This is a genomic window from Streptomyces catenulae, assembly GCF_000718015.1.
GTDB classification, from domain to species: domain Bacteria; phylum Actinomycetota; class Actinomycetes; order Streptomycetales; family Streptomycetaceae; genus Streptomyces; species Streptomyces catenulae.
Genome location: NZ_JODY01000015.1, coordinates 102,500 through 125,518, shown reverse-complemented (window position 1 = coordinate 125,518; position 23,019 = coordinate 102,500). Strand labels below are relative to the sequence as shown.

17 protein-coding genes and 1 pseudogene are annotated in these 23,019 nt (G+C 72.7%); 10 read left to right on the top strand and 8 right to left on the bottom strand.

The annotated features are described in order from the left end of the window. The first annotated feature begins 79 nt into the window (after positions 1 to 79). The 3 genes from IF23_RS0115500 to alc all read left to right on the top strand — a co-directional run bounded on the left by IF23_RS0115500 (position 80) and on the right by alc (position 3,343). Positions 80 to 1,042, top strand: a complete 963-nt coding sequence (locus tag IF23_RS0115500; RefSeq protein ID WP_051739590.1) for an EamA family transporter — start codon at positions 80 to 82, stop codon at positions 1,040 to 1,042. A gap of 50 nt (positions 1,043 to 1,092) precedes the next feature. Next, positions 1,093 to 2,091, top strand: a complete 999-nt coding sequence (locus IF23_RS0115495; protein ID WP_078653998.1) for a LysR family transcriptional regulator — start codon at positions 1,093 to 1,095, stop codon at positions 2,089 to 2,091. Between the two features lie 109 nt (positions 2,092 to 2,200). After that, positions 2,201 to 3,343, top strand: a complete 1,143-nt coding sequence (alc, locus tag IF23_RS0115490) for an allantoicase (protein ID WP_030283954.1) — start codon at positions 2,201 to 2,203, stop codon at positions 3,341 to 3,343. 83 nt (positions 3,344 to 3,426) lie between these two features. On the opposite strand, the gene pepN (IF23_RS0115485) is transcribed toward alc, so the two are convergent. Further along, entirely contained in the window at positions 3,427 to 5,997 is a 2,571-nt protein-coding gene (gene pepN, locus IF23_RS0115485; RefSeq protein WP_030283952.1) for an aminopeptidase N, read from the bottom strand. A 119-nt stretch (positions 5,998 to 6,116) separates the two neighbouring features. Here pepN (IF23_RS0115485) and IF23_RS0115480 point away from each other — a divergent pair, with 119 nt between their 5' ends. After that, positions 6,117 to 6,680 (top strand): Uma2 family endonuclease, encoded by a 564-nt coding sequence (locus IF23_RS0115480; RefSeq protein WP_030283950.1) that lies wholly within the window; start codon positions 6,117 to 6,119, stop codon positions 6,678 to 6,680. Between the two features lie 52 nt (positions 6,681 to 6,732). On the opposite strand, the gene IF23_RS0115475 is transcribed toward IF23_RS0115480, so the two are convergent. After that, positions 6,733 to 7,764, bottom strand: coding sequence for an aspartate-semialdehyde dehydrogenase (locus IF23_RS0115475; protein WP_030283948.1), 1,032 nt, complete (start codon positions 7,762 to 7,764; stop codon positions 6,733 to 6,735). A gap of 302 nt (positions 7,765 to 8,066) precedes the next feature. Here IF23_RS0115475 and IF23_RS0115470 point away from each other — a divergent pair, with 302 nt between their 5' ends. Together IF23_RS0115470 and IF23_RS0115465 are read left to right on the top strand one after the other, a co-directional pair. After that, positions 8,067 to 9,812 carry a TIGR03767 family metallophosphoesterase gene (locus IF23_RS0115470; RefSeq protein WP_030283946.1) on the top strand — a complete coding sequence of 582 codons (1,746 nt, stop codon included), beginning with the start codon at positions 8,067 to 8,069 and terminating at the stop codon, positions 9,810 to 9,812. A gap of 71 nt (positions 9,813 to 9,883) precedes the next feature. After that, positions 9,884 to 10,432 carry a GNAT family N-acetyltransferase gene (locus tag IF23_RS0115465; RefSeq protein ID WP_030283944.1) on the top strand — a complete coding sequence of 183 codons (549 nt, stop codon included), beginning with the start codon at positions 9,884 to 9,886 and terminating at the stop codon, positions 10,430 to 10,432. A gap of 71 nt (positions 10,433 to 10,503) precedes the next feature. Here the strand turns inward: IF23_RS0115465 and IF23_RS0115460 are convergent, their stop codons facing one another. Both IF23_RS0115460 and pepN (IF23_RS0115455) read right to left on the bottom strand, forming a co-directional pair. Next, positions 10,504 to 11,514 (bottom strand): hypothetical protein, encoded by a 1,011-nt coding sequence (locus tag IF23_RS0115460; protein WP_030283942.1) that lies wholly within the window; start codon positions 11,512 to 11,514, stop codon positions 10,504 to 10,506. A 168-nt stretch (positions 11,515 to 11,682) separates the two neighbouring features. Next, complete coding sequence (gene pepN, locus IF23_RS0115455) at positions 11,683 to 14,262, bottom strand: aminopeptidase N (protein ID WP_030283941.1); 2,580 nt, start codon at positions 14,260 to 14,262, stop codon at positions 11,683 to 11,685. Positions 14,263 to 14,407: 145 nt separating this feature from the next. Between pepN (IF23_RS0115455) and IF23_RS0115450 the strand changes: the two genes are divergently transcribed. Further along, a complete protein-coding gene (locus IF23_RS0115450) occupies positions 14,408 to 15,052 on the top strand; it encodes a DsbA family protein (RefSeq protein WP_030283938.1) in 645 nt (214 codons plus the stop codon). A 117-nt stretch (positions 15,053 to 15,169) separates the two neighbouring features. Here IF23_RS0115450 and IF23_RS0115445 read toward each other — a convergent pair. The 3 genes and pseudogenes from IF23_RS0115445 to IF23_RS0115435 form a co-directional block, all read right to left on the bottom strand. Further along, positions 15,170 to 15,730: pseudogene (locus tag IF23_RS0115445) on the bottom strand (superoxide dismutase); the annotation flags it as partial. Positions 15,731 to 15,845: 115 nt separating this feature from the next. Next, positions 15,846 to 17,285 (bottom strand): amino acid permease, encoded by a 1,440-nt coding sequence (locus tag IF23_RS0115440; protein ID WP_051739589.1) that lies wholly within the window; start codon positions 17,283 to 17,285, stop codon positions 15,846 to 15,848. 293 nt (positions 17,286 to 17,578) lie between these two features. Further along, entirely contained in the window at positions 17,579 to 18,991 is a 1,413-nt protein-coding gene (locus tag IF23_RS0115435; protein WP_030283933.1) for an amino acid permease, read from the bottom strand. Between the two features lie 294 nt (positions 18,992 to 19,285). On the opposite strand from IF23_RS0115435, the gene IF23_RS0115430 reads away from it, so the two are divergent. Further along, positions 19,286 to 19,882: a biotin transporter BioY gene (locus IF23_RS0115430; protein ID WP_030283931.1), complete on the top strand. Its 597-nt coding sequence runs from the start codon at positions 19,286 to 19,288 to the stop codon at positions 19,880 to 19,882. 88 nt (positions 19,883 to 19,970) lie between these two features. On the opposite strand, the gene IF23_RS0115425 is transcribed toward IF23_RS0115430, so the two are convergent. Beyond that, positions 19,971 to 21,416: an amino acid permease gene (locus IF23_RS0115425; protein WP_051739588.1), complete on the bottom strand. Its 1,446-nt coding sequence runs from the start codon at positions 21,414 to 21,416 to the stop codon at positions 19,971 to 19,973. A gap of 190 nt (positions 21,417 to 21,606) precedes the next feature. On the opposite strand from IF23_RS0115425, the gene IF23_RS0115420 reads away from it, so the two are divergent. Then, complete coding sequence (locus tag IF23_RS0115420) at positions 21,607 to 22,092, top strand: ribose-5-phosphate isomerase (RefSeq protein ID WP_030283928.1); 486 nt, start codon at positions 21,607 to 21,609, stop codon at positions 22,090 to 22,092. A gap of 77 nt (positions 22,093 to 22,169) precedes the next feature. Then, positions 22,170 to 22,988: an Fpg/Nei family DNA glycosylase gene (locus IF23_RS0115415; RefSeq protein WP_030283927.1), complete on the top strand. Its 819-nt coding sequence runs from the start codon at positions 22,170 to 22,172 to the stop codon at positions 22,986 to 22,988. The last annotated feature ends 31 nt before the right edge of the window (positions 22,989 to 23,019 follow it).

The following is a 23,019-nucleotide window of genomic DNA, read 5'->3' as shown; positions in this document are numbered from 1 at the left end:
GTGCGTCGAAAGTTTCGATGGACCTGATGTTTTCGGAACTGCCACGGTGGGTGGGCCTCCCACCGACCGAAAGGACACCGTGGCAGTTCTGGAACGGCCCCGCACCCCGCGCGCGGGCACGGCGCGCGCCGTCGGACTGACGCTCGCGCTCACCGCGACCGTCATCTGGTCCGGCAACTTCGTCATCGCCCGCGCCCTGCACGCCACGGTGCCGCCGGTCCAGACCGCCTTCTGGCGCTGGATCGTCGCGCTCGTCGCCGTCGCGCCCCTCACCCTGCCCGAGGTCCGTCGGCAGTGGCCCGCCGTCCGCCGCCATCTGCCGCACCTCGCCGGGGCCGCGCTGCTCGGCGTCACCCTCTTCAACACCCTCATCTACCAGGCCGGACGCACCACCTCCGCCACCAACATGGCGATGATCGCGGCCGGTTCGCCGCTGCTGATCGCCGCCTTCGACCGCCTCGGACGGCGCCGCGCCACGCCCGCACCGGACGGCGCCCCCGACGACGGCGCCCCGCTCGGCGCCCGCCGCCTCGCCGGGATGCTGCTCGCCCTGGCCGGGGTGGTCGTCCTCGTCGGCGGCGGCTCCCCGGCCGCCCTCGCCCGGCTCGATCTCGCCCCCGGCGACCTGTGGATGCTCGCCGCGACCGCGACCTTCGCCGGATACAGCGCACTGCTGCGCCGCCGCCCCGACGGCATCGGCCAACGCGCCTACCTCTTCATGACGTTCGCCCTGGGCGCCGCGATGCTGCTGCCCGCCTACGGGGTGAGCCTCGCCGTCGAGGGCGGCTTCCCGCTCACCGCCGCCACCGCCGGACCGCTGCTCTACATCGGCGTCCTCTCCTCCGCCGTCGCCTTCTTCACCTGGAACAAGGCGATCGCCCTGGTCGGCGCCGCCCGCGCCGGGGTCGTCTACTACCTCCAGCCGGTCTGTGTGGCGCTGCTGTCGTACGCGGTCCTGGGCGAGGGCGCCGGGGCCGTCCAGGTGGTGTGCATGGCGCTGATCGTCGCGGGCGTCGTCCTGGGGGCGGGCGGCGGACGGTGAGCCGGTCCGCGGGGCGCCGGGGCGCGCCCCCGGATGCGTACGCTGCCCGCATGGCCGACTGGGACATCAAGAAGCTGCGGATCCTGCGTACGCTGCACGAACTGGGCACGGTCACCGCGACCGCCGAGGCGCTGCACCTGACGCCGTCGGCCGTCTCCCAGCAACTGGCCGGGCTCGCCAAGGCGCTCGGCGTCCCGCTGCTGGAGGCCCACGGCCGCCGGGTGCGGCTGACCGACGCCGCCCATCTGGTGCTCCGCCACGCCGACGTCGTCTTCGCCCAGTTGGAGCGCGCCGACGCGGAACTCCTCGGCTATCTCCGCGGCGAGGCGGGCCGGGTCCGTATCGGCGCGTTCTCCACCGCCATCCCCGCCCTCGTCGTCCCCGCCGTCCAGGAGCTGCGCCGCACCCACCCCGGGCTCGCCGTCGCCGTCCGCGAGGCCGAGGCGGAGGCCGCGTACGAGCTGCTGGCCGAGGGCAGCGTCGATCTGGCGCTCTCCCTCGCGGCGCACGCGCCCACGCCCCGGGACCCCAAGTTCAGCCGCCTCTCGCTGCTCGCCGACCCGCTGGACGTGGCGCTGCCCGCCGGGCACCCGCTCGCCGCCGAACCGGGGCTGCGGCTGGCCGATCTCGCGGGCGAACCGTGGATCTTCGGCTCCAGCGGACCCTGGTCGCAGATCACCACCGCCGCCTGCGAGAACGCCGGGTTCGTCCCCGAGCAGGCGCACGCCGCCGCCGACTGGAACGCGATCTGGGCGATGGTCGCCGCGGGCATGGGCGTCGCGCTGGTGCCCCGGATGGCGCGGCCCGGCGTCGGCGCGCCCGCCCGCGGCACCGGCGGCGGCCCCGGCGTCGTGCTGCGGGTCCTCCACGCCGACCAGCCGCGCCGCCATGTGGTCGCCGCCGCCCGCCGCGGCTCCGAGGGGGCGCCGGGCCTGTCCCGGGTGCTGGCCGCGCTCCAGCAGGTCGCCGCGGCGCGCGCCGGTGCCCGGACGGTGCCCGCGGACGGCGGCGCGCCCCCGGACGGACCGCCCACCGTTCAGTCCGCCTGAACAACGACCTCACGAACTGTCGATGGACCTGCCGGGTGGCCGCTGCGACGGTGGAGAGGTCCGCAGCGCCGCACCACCGAAGGGCGCCTCACTTCACCGAAGGGCGACGATGACCACCACCCCGGCCGACTCCACCGATCCGCACGCCAACGACGCCTCCCCGTACGGCGGCGGCGACCCCTTCGCCGACTACCGTGGCGGTGACTACGCCTTCACCTCCCTCGTCGACCTCGCCGACCGGCGGTTCGGCGCCGGGGTGATCGCCGCGAACGACGAGTTCTTCGCCGAGCGGGAGAACCTGCTGAAGCCCGGCCCGGCGGTCTTCGACCCCGAGCGCTTCGGCCACAAGGGCAAGATCATGGACGGCTGGGAGACCCGGCGGCGCCGCGGCGCGGACGCGGACCACCCCTTCCCGACCGACGACGAGCACGACTGGGCGCTGATCCGCCTCGCCGCCCCCGGCGTGATCCGCGGCATCGTCGTCGACACCGCCCACTTCCGCGGCAACTACCCGCAGCAGGTCACCGTCGAGGCGACCGCCCTCCCCGGCAGCCCCGGCCCGGAGGAACTCCTCGCCGACGACGTGAAGTGGGAGGAGATCGTCCCGCGCACACCGGTCCGCGGCCACGCCGCCAACGGCTTCGAGGTCACCGCCGAGCGCCGCTTCACGCATCTGCGGCTCAAGCAGCACCCCGACGGCGGCATCGCCCGGCTGCGGGTCCACGGCGAGGTCGTGCCCGACCCGGCGTGGCTGGCCGCCCTCGGCACCTTCGACCTGGCGTCGGTGCTGCACGGCGGCGCGGTGGAGGACGCCTCCGACCGCTTCTACTCCTCGCCCACCCAGATCATCCAGCCCGACCTCTCCCGCAAGATGGACGACGGCTGGGAGAACCGCCGCCGCCGGGTCAAGGGCACGAACGACTGGGTCCGCTTCCGCCTCGCCGCCCGGGGCGAGATCCGCGCGATCGAGATCGACACCGCCTACCTCAAGGGCAACTCCGCGGGCTGGGCCGCGCTGTACGGCTGCGACGGCACCCCCGAGGACGAGGGCTCCTGGTTCGAGATCCTGCCCCGGACCAGGCTCCAGCCCGACACCCCGCACCGCTTCGCCCTGCCCGGGGCGGTCACCGCCACCCACATCCGCCTCGACGTCTTCCCCGACGGCGGGCTCGCCCGGATGCGCGTCCACGGCGGTCTCACGGAGGACGGCCGCCGAGCCCTCGGCGAGCGCTTCACGGCACTGGGCGGCTGACGCCCGCGGCACACCGCCCACAGACGGACGGGGCGCCCGGGACCACACGGTCCCGGGCGCCCCGCCCGTACGGAAAGGGCCGGTCAGCCCGCTGCCGCGTCCGCCGCGCGGGCCTTCAGCGCCCGCTCGACGCCCGCCCGGGACTCCACGACCAGCCGCCGCAGCGCCGCGCTCGGCTCCGCCGACGCCAGCCACGCGTCCGTCGCCTCCAGCGTCTCCGGGGAGATCTGCAGCGCCGGGAAGAGGCCGTTCGCGATCTGCGACGCCATCTCGTGGCTGCGCGCGTCCCAGACGTCCTTCACCGCGTCGAAGTACTTCGCGGCGTACGGCGCCAGCAACTCCTCCTGGTCGTGCTGCTGGAAGCCGCCGATGACGGCCTCCTGCACCGCGTTGGGCAGCGTGTCCGCCTCGACGACCGCGGCCCAGGCGGCGGCCTTCGCCTCCGCCGTCGGCCGGGCCGCCCGCGCGGACGCCGCGTGCTGCTCACCCGCCGAGGTGCGGTCGCGCTCCAGCTCCGCCGCGATGGCCTGCTCGTCGGCGCGGCCGGTCGCCGCCAGCCGACCCAGCAGCGTCCAGCGCAGATCGGTGTCGATGGCCAGCCCCCGCACCGTCTCGGTGCCGTCCAGCAGCGCCTGGACGAGGTCGAGGTGGGCCTCCGAGCGGGCCGCCGCGGCGAACGCGCGGGCCCACGCCAGCTGGTGGTCGCTGCCCGGCGCCGCCGCCCGCAGCTGCTCCACCGCCGCGTCCGCCCACTGCGCGAGACCGGTCTCGCGCCACGCCGGGTCCGCGTACACGCTCAGCGCCATCTTCACCTGGCGGTGCAGCGACTGGACGACGCCGATGTCCGACTCCTTGCCGATGCCGGAGAGCACCAGCGCCAGGTAGTCGCGGGTGGGCAGCTCGCCGTCGCGGGTCATGTCCCACGCCGACGCCCAGCACAGCGCCCGCGGCAGCGACTCGGCGAAGTCACCGAGGTGGCCGGTGACGACCTTCAGCGACTCCTCGTCCAGCCGGACCTTGGCGTACGACAGGTCGTCGTCGTTGAGGAGCACGACGTCCGGCCGCCGGGTGCCCGCCGGGAACGGCACCTCGGTCAGCTCGCCGTCCACGTCCAGCTCGATGCGGTCGGTGCGGACCAGCGCGCCGTCCTTCAGGTCGTAGCAGCCGATCGCGATGCGGTGCGGGCGCAGCACCGGCTCGCCGGTGGCGCCGACGGGCAGCGCGGGGGCCTCCTGCCGGACGTGGAAGGAGGCGACGGTGCCGTCCGCGGCGAGGGTGATCTCCGGCCGCAGGATGTTGATGCCCGCGGTCTCCAGCCACTTCTTCGACCAGGTCTTCAGATCCCGGCCGCTGGTCTTCTCCAGCGCGCCCAGCAGATCGCTCAGCCGGGTGTTGCCGAAGGCATGCTCCTTGAAGTAGCCCTGCACGCCCTGGAAGAACGCGTCCATGCCGACGTACGCGACGAGCTGCTTGAGGACGCTGGCGCCCTTGGCGTAGGTGATGCCGTCGAAGTTGACGAGGACGTCGTCCAGGTCACGGATGTCGGCCATGATCGGGTGCGTCGAGGGCAGCTGGTCCTGGCGGTAGGCCCAGGTCTTCATGGAGTTCGCGAACGTCGTCCACGAGTGCGGCCACTTCGAGCCCGGCGCGTACGCCTGGCAGGCGATCGAGGTGTAGGTGGCGAACGACTCGTTCAGCCACAGGTCGTTCCACCACTCCATGGTCACGAGGTCGCCGAACCACATGTGCGCCAGCTCGTGCAGGATGGTCTCGGCGCGCGTCTCGTACGCCGCGTCCGTCACCTTCGAACGGAAGACGTACTGGTCGCGGATGGTGACCGCGCCCGCGTTCTCCATCGCCCCGGCGTTGAACTCCGGCACGAAGAGCTGGTCGTACTTCTCGAAGGGGTACGCGTAGTCGAACTTCTCCTGGAACCAGTCGAAGCCCTGCCGGGTGACGTCGAAGATCTCCTCGGCGTCCAGGTGCTCGGCGAGCGAGGGCCGGCAGTAGATGCCCAGCGGCACGCTCCGGCCGTCCGAGCCCTCCCACGTGCTGTGCACGCTGTGGTACGGACCGGCGATCAGCGCGGTGATGTACGTCGAGATGCGCGGCGTGGGCGCGAACGTCCAGACCGTGCCCTCGGGCTCCGGCGTCGGCGAGTTGGAGATCACCGTCCAGCCCTCGGGCGCGGTGACGGTGAACGCGAACGTCGCCTTCAGGTCCGGCTGCTCGAAGGAGGCGAACACCCGGCGGGCGTCCGGCACCTCGAACTGCGTGTAGAGGTACGCCTGCCGGTCGACCGGGTCGACGAAGCGGTGCAGCCCCTCGCCGGTGTTGGTGTAGGCGCAGTCGGCGACGACGGTCAGCTCGTTGCCCCCGGCCACCAGCGCGGGCAGCGCGATCCGGGAGTCGGCGAAGACCTCGGCCGGATCCAGCGCGGTGCCGTTGAGGCGCACCTCGTGCACGGTCGGCGCGATCAGGTCGATGAAGCTCTCGGCGCCCGCCTCGGCGCAGTCGAAGCGCACCGTCGTGACGGACCGGAAGGTGCCGCCCTCCTGCGCGCCGGAGAGGTCGAGAACGATCTCGTACGCGTCCACGGTCAGCAGCCGCGCCCGCTGCTGTGCCTCGTCGCGGGTCAGGTTCGTGCCAGGCACCAGGTCATCTCCTCGTAAGAGTCCTCGTCTGCGGGGTGCGGCCATCCTTCCACGCCCGCATTGTCGGGGTCGGTGGGTACTGTGATCGAAGAGGCAGTCGGCACTAGGAGGTGGTGGCCATGGCGGTTCTCGACCGACTCTGGCGGGATGTCGAGGCACAGAGCCGTATCGAGGGTTACGTCGTTGAGATCATCGACGGAAAGGTGATCATGACGCCGCAGAGCCCGACCCAGTCGAACACCATCCGCAGTCTGATCCGGCAGGCGGAGCGCGAGCTGGGAGAGGAGGTGCCCCTCGTCTTCGACGTGGGGATCGACTTCCCGGGAGAGACCTCCCTGGCTCCGGACCTCGCGATCCTCGACCTCGACGCGCAGCCGCGCGGCAAGCGCTACGTCTACATGGATGTCGTCGCGGCCATCGAAGTCGTCTCGACGGCGGCAGACACCAACGATTACGTGACGAAGGTGGCCAAATACAGCCGCTTCGGCATCGAGACCTACCTGATCATCGACCCGTTCACCCGTGTGTGCACCCTGCACGAGGGCGCGGCCGGTGCACAGTACGAGAAGAGCAGCACGTACCGGTACGGAGACGTGGTCGAGATGGAGCTGTCCGACGGCCGGAAGTTCTCCGTCGACACCAGCGGGTTCCCGGGGGAGACGGCCGCGCGGACCGCTGAGTGAGCGAGGCGCCCGCCGGGGACCGGCGGGCGCCTCGCGGAAATCGGGGGCGGGCTCAGCCGCGCAGCTCCGCCGCGACCAGTTCGGCGATCTGGACGGCGTTGAGGGCGGCGCCCTTGCGGAGGTTGTCGCCGGAGACGAACAGCGACAGGCCGTTCTCCGCGGTCTCGTCCGCACGGATACGGCCCACGAAGGAGACGTCCTGACCGGCCGCCTGGAGCGGGGTCGGCACGTCGGAGAGGGTGACGCCGGGGGCGGCGGCCAGCAGCTCCTGGGCGCGGGCCACGCTCAGCGGACGGGCGAAGCGGGCGTTGAGCTGGAGGGAGTGGCCGGTGAAGACCGGGACCCGCACACAGGTGCCGGAGACCTTCAGCTCCGGGATGCCGAGGATCTTGCGGCTCTCGTGGCGGAGCTTCTGCTCCTCGTCGGTCTCGTGCAGCCCGTCGTCGACGATCGCACCGGCCATCGGCAGCACGTTGAACGCGATCGGGGCGACGTACTTCGTCGGCTCGGGGAAGTCCACGGCCGCGCCGTCGTGCGTCAGCCGGGTGGCGTCCTGCTCGACGGCCTTGCGGACCTGCCCGTTCAGCTCCTCGACACCGGCGAGGCCACTGCCGGAGACCGCCTGGTAGGTCGAGGCCACCAGCGAGACCAGCCCGGCCTCGTCGTGCAGCGGGCGCAGCACCGGCATGGCGGCCATGGTGGTGCAGTTCGGGTTGGCGATGATGCCCTTGGGGCGCTCGGTGACCGCCGACGGGTTGACCTCGGAGACCACCAGCGGGACCTCGGGGTCACGGCGCCAGGCGGAGGAGTTGTCGATCACGACCGGACCGGCGTTCGCGACCTTCGGCGCCAGCGCCTTGGAGGTCGCCCCGCCCGCCGAGAACAGCACGATGTCCAGGCCGGAGAAGTCGGCGGTGGCGGCGTCCTCGATGGTGATCTCGGTGTCCTGCCAGGGCAGGGTGCGTCCGGCGGACCGCGCCGAAGCGAACAGGCGCAGCTGCTCGACCGGGAACTTCCGCTCGGCGAGAATGCCCCGCATCACGCCGCCGACCTGGCCGGTGGCTCCGACGATTCCGATCCTCATGGAACTCCCTCTTTCCTGACCTGACATCGGTGCTTCTCTGGGGAACACCTGCTCAGAAGTGTCCCCATCATGTGTGTGAACCCCGTCGCCTTGTCCAATCCGTTCCGATACGTGGCACGCGTCACCGGGTGGCGGGGACGGCGCCGGAGGGGGCCGTGCGGGGCGGTGATCCCTGTGCGGTGATGGGCCACGGCTGTTGCGGTGGCGTTCACGCCGCCGACACCCCCGCTGCCAAGCATCCCCGGTGAGCGGGCAGTTGAGCTGCCCGGCCGCCCGCGCCCACGCAACCGGGGAGTCCGCGCATGTCCCGCACACGGCCCGCCGCCTCCGCCCTCGACCGCCGCGCCTTCCTCGCCGCCACCGGCGCGGTCGGCGCCGCCGCCGGTCTCGGCCTCGCCTTCGGCGGCGGCGACCGGCCCGCCGCGGCCGCCACACCCCCGGATGGCCCCGCCCCGGTGGCCCCCGTGCCCGTCGACGCCCCGGCCGTCCCCGGCGTCCCGTACACCCGCGGCACCACCCTCACCTCCGTCGCCACCCCGCACGGCACCGGCGGCTACCGGCGGCTCGGCGACGGACCCGGCTGGCGGCGGCTGGTCCGCACCGAGCTGGCCGCCGCCCACCCCGGGCGCGCCGCGCGCCGCACCGCCCTCGCCTCGTTCGTGCACTTCACCGACCTGCACCTGGTCGATGTGCAGAGCCCGCTGCGGTACGAGTACCTGCGCGCCGAGACGGCCAGCGCCTGGCGGCCGCAGGAGGCGCTCTCCGTCGCCGGGGTCGTCTCGCTGATCGAACGGGTCAACGCGCTGCCCGGCGGACCGGCGACCGGCGCCCCGCTCGCCTTCGTGATGACCACCGGCGACAACACCGACAACAACTCGCGCCTGGAGCTGGACTGGTTCCTCACCTCCATGAGCGGCGGCCGGATCACCCCGAACTCCGGCGACCCGCGCCGCTACGAAGGCGTCCAGGACAGCGGTCTCGCCCTCTACTGGCAGCCCGGCAGCGCCCTGCGCGACGCCGACAAACGCCTCGGCTTCCCCCGCATCGACGGCTTCCTCGACGCCGCGATCCGCCCCCTGACCAGCCCCGGCCTGCGGATGCCGTGGTACTCCACCGTCGGCAACCACGACTCGCTGCCCGGCGGCTGCTACGCGCCCGGCGACCCGTTCCTCACCGCCGTCGCCACCGGCGACCGCAAGCTGGAGACGCTCCCCGCCGACCGCGCCGCCCAGGTCTGGAAGGCCGTCCGCAAGGGCCTCGACCCGCGCGGCGAGGACTTCAAGGAGCTGCTGCGGGCACAGGCGAAGAAGGCCCGGCACGTCACCCCGGACCCGCGGCGGGCGCCGTTCACCCGAACCGAGTACCTCCGCGCCCACCTCGACCCGGCCCACACCGGCCCGGGTCCGCACGGCCACGGCTACACCGCCGACCACCTCGCCGACGGCCGCCTCCACTACACCTTCGACGTCGCCGACGACGTCCTCGGCATCAGCCTCGACACCACCGACCCGGCCGGTCACTACACCGGCTCGGTCGGCGCGGAGCAGTTCGCCTGGCTGCGCCGGACACTGGCGGCGAACGAACGCGACGGCGCCCGCCATGTGCTGGTCTTCAGCCACCACACCTCCGCGACGATGGACAACACCCGCCCCGACCCGGCCCGCCCGCACGAGAAGCGGCACACCGGCGCCGAGCTGGCCGCGCTGTTCTCCGCCCATCCGTCCGTCGTCGCCTGGATCAACGGGCACAGCCACCGCAACGAGGTCACCGCGCACCCGGGCTTCTGGGAGGTCTCCACCGCCTCCCACATCGACTTCCCGCAGCTCGCCCGGGTCGTCGAGCTGACCGACAACCACGACGGCACGCTGTCGCTCTTCACCACCCTCGTCGAATCCGCGGCCCCGCACCGCGCCGACCCCGCCGACCTCTCGGCACCCGGCCTCGCCGCCCTCTACCGGGAACTGGCCGCCAACGCCCCCAAGGCCCGTAAGGACCTGGCGGGCGAGGCCACCGACCGGAACCTGGAGCTGGTGCTACGACGGCGCTGACCGGCGGCGCCGGGCGCGCCCGGCACCGAAATTCGCTGGACACCCGGCCCGCGCCGCCGTTGGCTGACCGGATGGCTGCCACCCGGTCCGTCCCCCGTCTGCACACCGCCCGTCTGCTGCTGCGCGAGTGGCAGGAGAGCGATCTCGCGCCCTGGGCCGCGATGAACGCCGACCCGGAGGTCCGCCGCCACCTCGGCGCCCCGCTCACCCGCGCACAGAGCGACGCTTCCGTCGCCCGCTTCCGCGCCGAGTTCGCCGAGCGCGGCTACGGCTGGTGGGCGGTGGCGGAGCGGGCGAGCGGCGCGTTCCTGGGATTCGCCGGGTTCGACCGCGTCGAGGAGGGGAGCCTGCCGTGCCACGGCGTGGAGGTCGGCTGGCGGCTGGCCCGCCACGCCTGGGGCCACGGCTATGCCACCGAGGCCGGCCGCGCCTGCCTCGACTTCGGCTTCACCACGCTCGGCCTGTCCGAGATCCTGGCGCTGACCACCGCGACCAACACCCGCTCCCGCGCCGTCATGGAACGCCTCGGCATGGTCCACGACCCGGCCGACGACCACGAGGACCCCACCGCCCCGGAGGGCCCGCGGCGTGCGGTGGTCTGCTACCGGATCCGCGCCTGAGCGCCGCGGCACCCCGGGCCGGTACCGGCGGCACCCCGGGCCCGTCCGGGCGGCCCGCCCCCGCCGGTGCGCTACCGCGGCGCGATCACCACCGCCGCCGGTTCCCGGTCCGCCGCCGCCATCAGGGCCGTCCGCACCACCACCGCCTGCTCGGCGGGGGCCCGGCGCAGCCCGTCCGGGGTGCAGCGGATCACCGTGATGCCCAGCCGCTCCACCTGCTCGCGCTTACGGATCCAGGCCGCGCCGGGCAGCGTGCCGTCCCCGTCGGGCGCCGCCGTGTCGATCTCCACCGCCACCGCCTCGGCGGGCCAGTACGCGTCCACCCCGCCCAGGTGCGGGCCGTCCGGCAGCCGCAGACCGACGTTCCACAGCGGGTCCGGCAGTCCGTGGTGGCGCACCAGCGCGTAGAGCCGGTCCTCGGCGTGGCCGCGGTCCCCGGCCAGCAGCAGCGCCACCGTGTCCACCACGTGCGGGCGCGCCGCCAGCCGGGCCCGGCGCAGCTCGCCGACGACCGCGGCGGCCTCGGCGTGCCCGTCGCGGACCGCCTCCGTCACCAGATGCCGTACCGCCGCCGCGTCCGTCAGCGTCGCCACCGTGTCGGCGAGCGCCCGCGCCACCGGGGCGACCGGCAGCCCGTCGACCTCCTCGGGCCCGGGCAGCTCCGCGGAGCGCACGACGCGGGCGAACCCCGCCGAGCGCAGCCGCCGCCCGCGGCCCACCAGGACGTGCAGCCGGTTGAGCGAGGGCAGCGGGGGAGCGGCGGCGACGCCGTGCAGCGCCAGCGCCGCCGGACCGGTCAGCATCGCCCGCGCCCCCGGCCGCACCCCACCGCCCTGGTACGGGACCGACGGGCCGCGCTCGGCCGCGTACAGCACGGCGGCCCGCAGCCGCTCCTCGGTGGACGGCGGCCCCGGGTGCAGCAGGTACACACCGGGCAGCACCTCGCGCCAGGGGCCGCCGGGGCGGCAGCGCCCGGCGGTCTCGGCGGCCGTGACGCCCCGCTCGCGCAACCGGTGCGCGGTGACCAGCGGGCTGCGGCCGTCGGTGCGGGGGAGCGGGGAGAGCGGGGTGTCCTGGGTCATGCCCGGCACTTTTCCCGCGCGCGGGGTGCCCGCTCACGGTTGTTACACACCTGTGGCAGGAAGCGGACAACTCCGTTCAGCTGCACGGGTGTTCGGGGCGGGGCCGACCGGCCGGGCGCCCGCGGGCCGGTCGGCCCACCGCCCCGGACCGGCCGGCCCCGGTGTCCGTCAGTCCCGCGGGCCCGCCGCCGCGTCGCAGGCCCGGGCCCGCAGCGCGCGCGCCAGGTCGTCGCGCTGCTCCGACACCAGACGGCGCAGCGCGGGCGCGGCGTCCGGGTGCTCGGTCAGCCAGGCGTCGGTGGCGTCCAGCGTGGCCTGCTCGATCTGCCAGAACGGGAAGAGCCCGCGGACCACGGCCATCCCGATCTCGATCGACCGCTCCCGCCAGATCCGCTCCAGCGCCGCGAAGTACCGCTCGCCGTACGGCGCCAGCAGCTCGCCCTGGCCGGGCCGGGCGAAGCCGCTGATGGTGGCCTCCACCAGCGCGTTGGACAGGGTGTCGGACTCCACCACGTCGGCCCACGCCCGCGCCTTGACCGCGGCGTCCGGCCGGGCGGCCAGGCAGCGGATCTGGTGGCGCCTGCCGGACGCGGTGTCGTCGCGGGACAGCTCGGCGTCGACGGCGGCGGCGTCCGCCGCGCCCTCCGACGCCAGCGACGCCAGGAACGCCCAGCGCAGCTCCTGGTCGACCTCCAGACCGTCGATCCGCGCGGTGCCGTCCAGCAGACCGCGCAGCAGCTGGAGGTCGGACGGCTGGGTGGCGACCGCGGCGAAGTGCCGGGCCCAGGCCAGCTGGTGGTCGCTGCCGGGCGCCGCGAGCCGCAGCTCGTGCAGCGCGCCCTCGGCCAGCGCCCGCGCCGCCGCCTCCTGGTACTCCGGCGCCGTGTACGACCGGAGCGCCCCCTGCGCCTGCCCCTGCAGCGTCTGGAGCACGCCGATGTCGCTCTCCCGCCCGGCGAACCGCAGCACCAGGTCGAGGTGGTCGCGGGCCGGCATCAGCCCGTCACGGGTCAGCCCCCACACCGCCGACCAGCACTGCGCACGGGCCAGAGGATCGGTGAGGTCGCCGAGGTGGGCGCGGAGGGTGGCGAGCGAGCCCTCGTCGAAGCGGGTCTTGCAGTACGTCAGGTCGTCGTCGTTGACGAGGATCAGCTCGGGCCGCTCGGCGCCGGTCAGCTCCGTGACGACGGTGTGGGGACCTGCGACGTCGACCTCGGCGCGGGCGTAGCGCACCAGCGCGCCGTCCGCGTCCGAGCGCCGGTAGAGACCGACCGCCACCCGGTGCGGCCGCAGCTCCGGGTGGGAGGCGGCGGCTTCCTGGAGGACGGCGAGTTCGGTGATGCGGTCCTGGGCGTCATAGGTGACCTGCGGGGTCAGCGCGTTGACCCCGGCGGTCTGGAGCCAGGCGCGCGACCAGGCGGCCATGTCGCGGCCGGAGGTCTCCTCCAGCACCGACAGCAGATCGCCCAGCCGGGTGTTGCCGTAGGCGTGACGCTTGAAGTAGCGGCGGGCGCCCTCCAGGAACGCGTCCCGTCCCGCGTACGCCACCAGCTGCTTGAGGACCGAGGCGCCCTTGGCGTACGTGATGCCGTCGAAGTTGAGCTTGGCGTCCTCCAGGTCACGGATGTCGGCGGTGACCGGGTGGGTGGAGGGCAGCTGGTCGGCGCGGTAGGCCCAGGACTTGCGGTTGTTGGCGAAGGTGATCCAGCCGTTGGTGAAGCGCGTCGCCTCCACCAGCGACAGCGCGCCCATGTAGTCGGCGAACGACTCCTTGAGCCACAGGTCGTCCCACCACTCCATGGTGACCAGGTCGCCGAACCACATGTGCGCCATCTCGTGCAGGATGACGTTGGCCCGGCGCTCGTACGCCGCCTCGGTGACCTTGCCGCGGAAGACGAACTCCTCGCGGAAGGTCACACAGCCCGGGTTCTCCATCGCCCCGATGTTGTACTCCGGGACGAACGCCTGGTCGTACTTGCCGAACGGGTACGGGTAGTCGAAGTGGTCGTGGAAGAAGTCCAGGCCCTGCTTGGTGACGGTGAAGATGTCGGCCGCGTCGAAGTGCTTGGCCAGCCCCTTGCGGCAGAGCGCGCCCAGCGGGACCGTCAGCTCCGTGCCGTCCTCGAACGTCCGCCGGTAGCTGTCCCGCTCGTAGTGGTACGGCCCGGCGACCACCGCGGTGATGTACGTGGAGATCGGCCGCGTCGTCACGAAGCGGTGGTGGCCGCCGGACGGCTCGCCCTCCTCCGCGCCGTTGCTCAGCACCAGCCACTCCTCGGGCGCGGTCACCTCGAAGGTGAACGGCGCCTTCAGGTCGGGCTGTTCGAAGGTGGTGAAGACCCGGCGGGCGTCCGCGGGCTCGTACTGGGTGTAGAGGTAGACCTCGCCGTCCTCGGGGTCCACGAAGCGGTGCAGCCCCTCGCCGGTGCGGCTGTAGGCGCACTGCGCGTCGACGGTGAGGGTGTTCTCCGCCGCGAGACCGGCGAGGGTGATGCGGGTGCCGTCGAAGACCGCCGCCGGGTCCAGGACCGTGCCGTTGAGCGTCACCGACGTCACCGACGGCGCCAGCAGATCCGCGAAGGTGGTGGCGCCCGGCTCGGCGCAGCGGAAGCGGATGGTGGTCAGCGAGCGGAAGGTGTCCTCGCCCTTCACCGCCGACCGCACGTCCAGCGCCACGTCGTACCCGTCGACGCTCAGCAGCCGTCCGCGCTCGTGGGCCTCGTCCCGGGACAGATTCTCACCTGGCACGCTCTGACTCCTTCGTCCTTTTCGTGGTCTTCTTCCGGTTCCGTGGTCCACCGGTCGAACACGGGAATCATGGCACGGCCGCACTCTGTTGAAGCGGGCGCCGACCGGCGTACGCCCCGGCACCCACCGCACCCGAGGAGAGCCTGTGTCCGACACCGCGAAGACCCCCGCCGACTTCTGGTTCGATCCGCTGTGCCCCTGGGCCTGGATGACGTCCCGTTGGATGCTGGAGGTGGAGAAGGTCCGCCCGGTCGAGGTCCGCTGGCACGTCATGAGCCTCGCGGTGCTCAACGAGAACCGTCTCGACGACCTCCCGCCGGAGTACGCCGAGCCGATGCGGCCCGGCGGCAGCTCCTGGGCCCCGGTGCGGGTCTGCACCGCCGCCGAGCAGCGCTTCGGCAGCGACGTCCTCGGCCCGCTCTACACCGCGCTCGGCACCCGGATGCACCACGAGGGCATGGGCCGCGACCGCGCCGCGCTCGTCGCCGCCCTCGCCGACGCCGGGCTCCCCGCCGAGCTGATCGACGCCGCGGACTCCGACGCGTACGACACCGCGCTGCGCGCCTCCCACAAGGAGGGCATCGAACTGGTCGGGCAGGACGTCGGCACGCCGGTCATCGCGGTGCCCGGCGCGGACGGCGGGCGGATCGCCTTCTTCGGCCCCGTCGTCACGCCCGCCCCCAAGGGCGAGGAGGCCGCCCGGCTGTGGGACGGCACCCTGATGGTCGCCTCCGTCCCCGGCTTCTACGAGATCAAGCGGACCCGCACGGCCGGTCCGGTCTTCGACTGAGCCTTCTCCGGCAATGGGCAGGGCCCCGCGAGTCACGTCCTCGCGGGGCCCTGCCGTTCTTCCGCCTGCCGGGTGAAGGTTGAGAAGACGATCACGAGGCAGGACGCACGGGGGGTGTCACGGCGCCAGCAGCAGCGTGTTCGCGCGCTCCTTGGCGGCGGCGTAGCGCTTGGCCACGTCCTGCCAGTTGACGACCTGCCACATCGCCTCGATGAAGTCGACCTTCTGGTTCTTGTACTGGAGGTAGAAGGCGTGCTCCCAGGCGTCGAAGACCAGGATCGGGACCGAGCCCTGGCCGACGTTGCCCTGGTGGTCGTAGATCTGCTCGACGATCAGCCGGCCGCTGACCGCCTCGTAGGCGAGCACGCCCCAGCCGGAGCCCTGCGTGGTGGCGGCGGCCTTCGTCAGCTGGGCCTTGAAACCGGCGTACGAACCGAAGCTCTCGGCGATGGCGTCGGCCAGCTCGCCCACACCGTCCTTGGCGTCGGGCTCGCCGCCGCCGTCACCGCTCATGTTGTGCCAGTAGATGCTGTGCAGGATGTGCCCGGAGAGGTGGAACGCGAGGTTCTTCTCCAGCCCGTTGATGCCGCCCCACTGGCCCTTGTCGCGGGCCTCGGCAAGCTGCTCCAGGGTGTCGTTCGCACCCTTCACATAGGCCGCGTGGTGCTTGTCGTGGTGCGGGGGGGGGCCACCCCGCGCGGGGGGGGGGGGGCCCGCGGGCCCAAAAAGCGGGGGGGGGGGGGCCCCCCCGGGGGGCCCCCCCCCCCGCCTCGTACGCGAGGGTGCGGTCCGGTCAGCCGGCCGCGGGCCGCTCGCCGTCGACGGGGGTGCGGCCCACCTTCGAGCGCAGCAGCCCGATCACGGCCAGCACCAGCGCGAACCCGCCGGTGAACAGCAGCTGGACCCGCTGGTCGCCGTCGCGCAGCATCAGCAGCAGCACCGCCGCGATACCGGCCAGCGCCACCCACGTCAGGACCGGGAACGCCCACATCTTCACGACCAGCTTCTCCGGCGCCTCCCGCTCCAGCTGACGGCGCATCCGCAGCTGGGCGGCGGCGATGAAGCCCCACACCACCAGCACCGCGGCGCCGACCATGTTGAGCAGCCACTGGAAGACCGTCGTCGGCCACCAGAAGCTGAAGAGCACCGCGAGGAAACCGAACGCCGAGCAGAGCACCACCGCACGGCGCGGCACCCCGCCGCTGACCTTGCCGAGGAACGCCGGGCCGTGCCCGCGCGAGGTCAGCGAGAACGCCATCCGGGACGAGCCGTAGATGTTGGCGTTCATCGCGGAGAGCAGCGCCACCAGGATGACCACGTTCATGATCTGCCCGGCCGCCGGGATCTTCAGGTAGTCCAGGACCGCGACGTACGGGCCGCTCTTGGTGATCGAGGACTCGTTCCACGGGATGACGGTGACGATGATCGCCATCGAGCCGACGTAGAAGAGGGCGATCCGCCACATCGCGGTCCGCACCGCCCGCGCCACCCCGCGCACCGGGTCCTTCGACTCGGCAGCCGCGATCGTCACCGTCTCCAGACCGCCGTACGCGAAGACCGACGCCAGCAGGCCGACCATCAGCCCGTCCACGCCCTTGGGCAGGAAGCCGCCGTCGCCGGTGAGATGGGAGGCGCCCGGCGCGGCGGTGCCCGGCAGCGCGCCGAAGATCGCCAGCAGGCCCAGGATCAGGAAGATGCCGATCGCGGCGACCTTCAGGGCGGCGAACCAGAACTCGAACTCACCGAAGTTGCTGACCGCCGCGAGGTTGGTCCCGCAGAAGATCACCATGAAGAGCAGTACCCACATCCACGGCTGGGTGCCCGGGAACCACTGCGTCATGATCCCGGCGGCGCCGATCGCCTCGGCGGCCACCGCCACACAGAGCAGCGCGGTGAACATCCAGCCCGCGGTGAACCCGGCCCACGGCCCGATCGACCGCCCGGCGTGCACCGAGAACGACCCGGACGCCGGGTTCGCCGCGGCCATCTCCCCCAGCATCCGCATGATCAGCATGACCAGCGCACCGGAGACCGCGTAGGCCAGGACGATCGAGGGTCCGGCGGCGGCGATGCCCGCACCGGAGCCGACGAAGAGCCCGGCGCCGATCACCCCGCCCAGGGCGATCATCGACAGATGGCGCTGCTTGAGGCCGTTGGACAGCGGGGTGCCGCCGTCGCCTCCCTGGTCCGCGGACCGCTCACGCGCGGTCGCGGACGGGGGTATCCCATTCATGTCGTACCTGTCCCAGTGGTGAGAGCGAGCGGAACCTGCGTTCTCCCGGGGCTGCGACCTGTACGCCTCCGCCGCCGACCCCCGGCCCCCCGCCCGCGACGGCAAGGCACAGCCCTGCGCATGGCGCGTAATCGAGGGGTCCTCGGTGAAGCGCGCTCAGTCTGGGTGGCGGTGTCCGCTCAGGGCAACAGGCATGCAGCGAATGTTCGGTATTCAGACGTGATCGTGACCGTACGTGTCCAGGTCATCGTCGTATGCCACCACAAGGCCACCCATGGCGGCACAACTCCGCCTCAGCGCCGGGATGTCCGCCCGCGCACCTCGCGGACGCCCGCGACCAGCAGGACCAGCGCGGTGGCCCCCGCCGACCACAGCAGCTGCGGCCGGGCGGTGGCATCGGTGAGCATCAGCACCAGCACCGCGGCCATCCCCGCCAGCGCGGCCCAGGTCAGATAGGGGAAGGCCCACATCCGCAGGGTCAGCTTCTCCGGCGCCTCCTGCTCGATCCGGCGCCGCAGCCGCAGCTGCGAGACGGCGATCAGCGCCCAGACGAACAGCAGCACCGCGCCGACCGCGTTCAGCAGATAGAGGAACACCGAATCCGGCCACTCCAGATTGAGCAGCACCGATACGAAGCCGAACGCCACCGACGCCAGCACCGCCCGCCGCGGCACGCCCCCACCGGCCACCTTCAGCAGCCCGCGCGGCGCCTCGCCCCGCTCCGCCAGCGAGAAGATCATCCGGGAGGCGCCGTAGAGATTGGCGTTCAGCGCCGACAGCAGCGCCACGAACACCACGATGTTCATGATCAGCCCGGCGGCGGGGATGCCGATGTGGTCGAGCACCGCGACGTACGGGCTCTTCCCCGGCACCAGCTTCGACCACGGCAGCAGCGTGACGATCACCAGCATCGAGCCGACGTAGAAGAAGAGGATGCGCCACACCGCGCTGCGCACCGCCCGGCCCACCGCCCGCGCCGGATCGTCCGACTCCGCCGCCGCGATGGTGACGACCTCCAGACCGCCGAACGCGAACACCACGGCCAGCACCCCGGAGACCACCCCGGACCAGCCGCGCGGCAGGAAGCCGCCCTGACCGGTCAGATTGGCGAGCCCCACCGGCTCGGTGTCCGGCAGCACCCCGAAGATCGCCAGCAGGCTCAGCACCAGGAAGAGCACGATCGCGGTGACCTTCAGCGTGGCGAACCAGAACTCGAACTCGCCGAAGTTCTTCACCGCGGCGAGGTTGGCGCCGGTGAACACCACCATGAAGAGGAGCACCCAGCCCCACTGCGGCACCGCGGGCACCCAGCCGTGCGCGATCTGCGCCGCGCCCGTCGCCTCCACGGCGAGCACCACGACCAGCAGGAACCAGTACAGCCAGCCGACGCTGAACCCGGCCCAGCGGCCCAGCGCCCGCTCCGCGTGCACCGAGAACGCCCCGGACGCCGGCATCGCCGCCGACATCTCGCCCAGCATCCGCATGATCAGCATCGCCAGCGCACCGGCGATCAGATACGACACCGTGATGCCGGGCCCGGCCACCGCGATACCCGCACCGGAGCCGACGAACAGCCCGGCGCCGATCACCCCGCCCAGCCCCAGCATCGTCAGATGGCGCTGCTTGAGCCCCCCGGAGAGCGGTTCCCGCTCGCCGGCCCCCTCTCCGAGCGGAGGTTTCCCGGAGGAGGGTGGTGCGTCGTGCATGGCTCGTACTCTCACGCGGTGCGGGGCCCCGCGGGTGGCGCGGCCGGCTGTCCTTCACAGTTTCCCCGCCCCGGCGACCACCGCAAAACGTACGCCCGCTTGGTGATGAGCATCACGTGACCTGCGAAAAGGGGCGCGGGACGGTTGCGCCGGACGCGGATGGGGGATGTTCGGAACTCTCCAAGCCGCCCGCCGCCGCTTTGTCGCCGCCACACGATGTTCGCGGTGGCCCGGCTGGACTACCGTCCATCAGGTCCGACCTGTCCGTATCCCTCCGACCTTCGCGGAGTTCCGATGAGCACTGCCGCTCTCACCCGTCCCGGTGCGGTCCTCGCCGATCTGCTGCCCGCCGCCACCGCCTCCCGCGCCCGCGTCCGTGACGCCGCGCTGGTCGCCGGGGGTGCCGTCCTCACCGGCGTCGCCGCCCAGATAGCCCTCCCGGTCCCGGGCTCCCCGGTGCCGGTCACCGGCCAGACCTTCGCCGCGCTGCTGGTGGGCACCGCCCTCGGCGCCCGCCGCGGTCTCGCCTCCCTCGCGCTGTACGCCGCGGTCGGCATGGCGGGCGTGCCGTGGTTCGCCGAGGGCAGGTCCGGCCCCGGCGGCGCCACCTTCGGCTACGTCCTGGGCATGCTGCTCGCCTCCGTCGTCGTCGGCGCGCTGGCCCGCCGCGGTGGCGACCGGGGCGCGCTGCGCACCGCCGGGACGATGGCCGTCGGTCTCGCCGTGATCTACGCCGTCGGCGTCCCCTACCTCGCGCTCTCCACCGGCATCTCCTTCGGCCAGGCGCTCGCCGTCGGGATGGTGCCGTTCCTGATCGGCGACGCCCTCAAGGCGGCGCTGGCGATGGGCGCCCTGCCGACCGCCTGGAAACTGGCCGGTCGCCGCGGCTGACCGCGGGCCGCGCACACGCGAACGGGCCGGGCCCCGCACTCACCCAGATGGTGACTGCGGGGCCCGGCCCGTTCCCCCTGCCGGTCGGCTAGGCGCGGTCCGCGCTCTGCGCGGCAGCGGCCTCCGGCGCCTCGGCGGCGGGAGCCTGCCCCGGTATGGCGGCGGCCTCACGGGGACGGCGGCGGTCCAGGATCAGGCCGACGGCGAGGACGACGACGGCGGCGACGACGGACAGGACCATCTGCTTACGGCCGTCCGGGTCGTAGAACATGTAGCCCACGACGAAGAGGATCAGCGCGATCGTCGCGTACGTCAGCCACGGGTACAGCCACATCCGGACCGTCAGCCGCTCCGGCATCTCCCGCTCGATGACCTTGCGCATCCGCAGCTGGGAGAAGCAGATGACCAGCCACACGAAGAGCGCGACGGCGCCCGAGGAGTTCAGCAGGAACTGGAAGATGGTGTCCGGCGAGGTGTAGCTGAAGATCGTCGCGACGAAGCCGAAGGCCACCGACGCCCAGATCGCCACGGCCGGTACGCCGCCCTTGTTGACCTTCGCGAACGCCTTCGGCGCGTCCCCGCGCTCACCCAGCGAGAAGGCCATCCGGGAGGCGGTGTAGAGGCCCGAGTTGAGGCAGGACAGCACCGCCGTCAGCACGACGACGTCCATCACGGTGCCCGCGTACGGGATCTTCAGCGACTCCAGCACGGCCACGTACGGGCTCGCGTCCAGCTTCGGGTCGTTCCACGGCAGCAGCGTCACGATGACCGCGATCGAGCCGAGGTAGAAGAGCGCGATCCGCCAGATGACGCTGTTGACGGCCTGGCGCACGGCCTTCACCGGGTTCGGCGACTCGCTGGCCGCCAGGGTGACGATCTCGCTGCCCATGAAGGAGAAGACCACCAGCAGCATGCCGGAGAGGATCGCCCCGGGCCCGTTCGGCAGGAAGCCGCCGTGACCGGTGAAGTTGCTCAGCCCGACCGCGTGGTCGCCCGGGGGCAGACCGAAGATGGCCAGCGCACCGACGATGATGAAGATGACGATGGCGACGACCTTGATACCGGCGAACCAGAACTCGAACTCGCCGAACGAGCCGACGGAGATCAGGTTGGTACCGGTCAGCACGATCATGACCAACAGTGCCCACGCCCACTGCGGGACGGCGGGGACCCAATTGGTGAGGATCGCGGCAGCGGCGGTCGCCTCGACGGCCAGCACGACCGACCAGAAGAACCAGTACAGCCAGCCGATGGTGAACCCGGCCCAGCGGCCGAGCGCACGGTCCGCGTAAGCGGAGAACGAACCGGACGTGGGGGAGGCCGCGGCCATCTCACCCAGCATCCGCATGACGAGCACGACCAGAAGTCCGGTCAGTGCGTAGGAGAGGAGAATGCCCGGTCCGGCGGCCTTGATACCGGCTCCGGACCCGACGAACAGTCCGGCTCCGATGACGCCACCGATGGCGATCATCGACAGATGCCGGTTCTTGAGTCCTGCCTGAAGCCCGTCCGTGGTAGGCGGGTGCGTGCCCATGTGCACCGTCCTTCAGTGGTTCTCGGTTTCGAGTCCCCGCATTAGACAGGTGACACCGACCACTTAGGAAGATCCGACTCCGGATCGTTGCCGTTCCTGTTCAGCTGTATGAAGAGTGGCTGAAACCTCCCCGCCATATGTACGAAGACCCGGCGCCACAGAGCCGCATTCCGCATGCCACACTCATGCCATGCGCGTGTATCTCGGCTCCGACCATGCCGGTTTCGACCTCAAGAACCACCTCGTCGACTGGCTCAAGGCCCACGGCCACGAGCCCGTCGACTGCGGTCCCCACCTCTACGACGCCCAGGACGACTACCCCCCGTTCTGCCTCCGTGCAGCTGAGCGGACCGCCGCCGATGCCGACGCCCTCGGCATCGTGATCGGCGGCTCCGGCAACGGCGAGCAGATCGCCGCCAACAAGGTCAAGGGCGTCCGGGCCGCACTGGCCTGGAGCGAGGAGACCGCGAAGCTGGGCCGCGAGCACAACAACGCAAACGTGATTTCCGTCGGTGGCCGGATGCATACCCTGGAAGAGGCGACCCGTTTCGTCGAGATCTTCCTCGCCACCCCGTACTCCGGCGAGGAGCGTCACACCCGCCGCATCGAGATGCTCTCGGCGTACGAGACCACCGGCGAACTCCCCCCGATCCCGGCCCACCACCCCCAGGGCTGATCGGCCCCGAGCCCGACGCCGCCCGCTTCCCCGGCCGCCGGGGGAGCGGGCGCACCACCTTCTGAAGGACGCACCGCATGCCCGAGGGGCACACCATCCACCGCCTCGCCCTCGACCACCGCGAGCGCTTCGCGGGCGAGACGGTCCGTGCGAGCAGCCCGCAGGGCCGGTTCGCCGCCGGGGCGGCGCTCGTCGACGGCCGGGTCCTGGAGCGCGCCGAGGCCCACGGCAAGCACCTCTTCCTCGGCTTCGGGCCCGCCGGATGGATCCACATCCACCTCGGTCTCTTCGGCAAGCTCGGCTTCGGCACCGCCCCGGCGCCGCCCGCCACCGACACCGTCCGGCTCCGCCTCGCCACCGGCGAACACCACGCCGACCTGCGCGGACCCACTGCCTGCGCACTGATCACCGACGCCGAGAAGCAGGCGATACACGACCGCCTCGGCCCCGACCCGCTGCGCCCCGAGGACGACGGCGAACGGGCCTGGCGGCGCATCTCCCGCAGCCGCACCACCGTCGCCGCGCTCCTCCTCGACCAGAAGGTCGTCGCGGGCGTCGGCAACGTCTACCGCGCCGAGGTCCTCTTCCGCCGCGGCATCGACCCGTACCTCCCCGGCAAGGCGCTCGCCCGCGACGACTGGGACGCGATCTGGGCCGACCTCGCCGCCCTGATGCGCGAGGGCGTCCGCCACAACCGGATCGACACCGTACGGCCCGAGCATCTGCCGGAGGCGATGGGCCGCCCGCCGCGCGTCGACGACCACGGCGGCGAGGTGTACGTCTACCGCCGCGCCCACCAGCCCTGCCACCTGTGCGCCACCGAGATCCGCACCGCCGACCTGGCGGCCCGCAACCTCTTCTGGTGCCCGCGCTGCCAACCGGCGCACGCGGGCTGAACGGCGCGCGCCGGGCCCTGGGACACCGCGC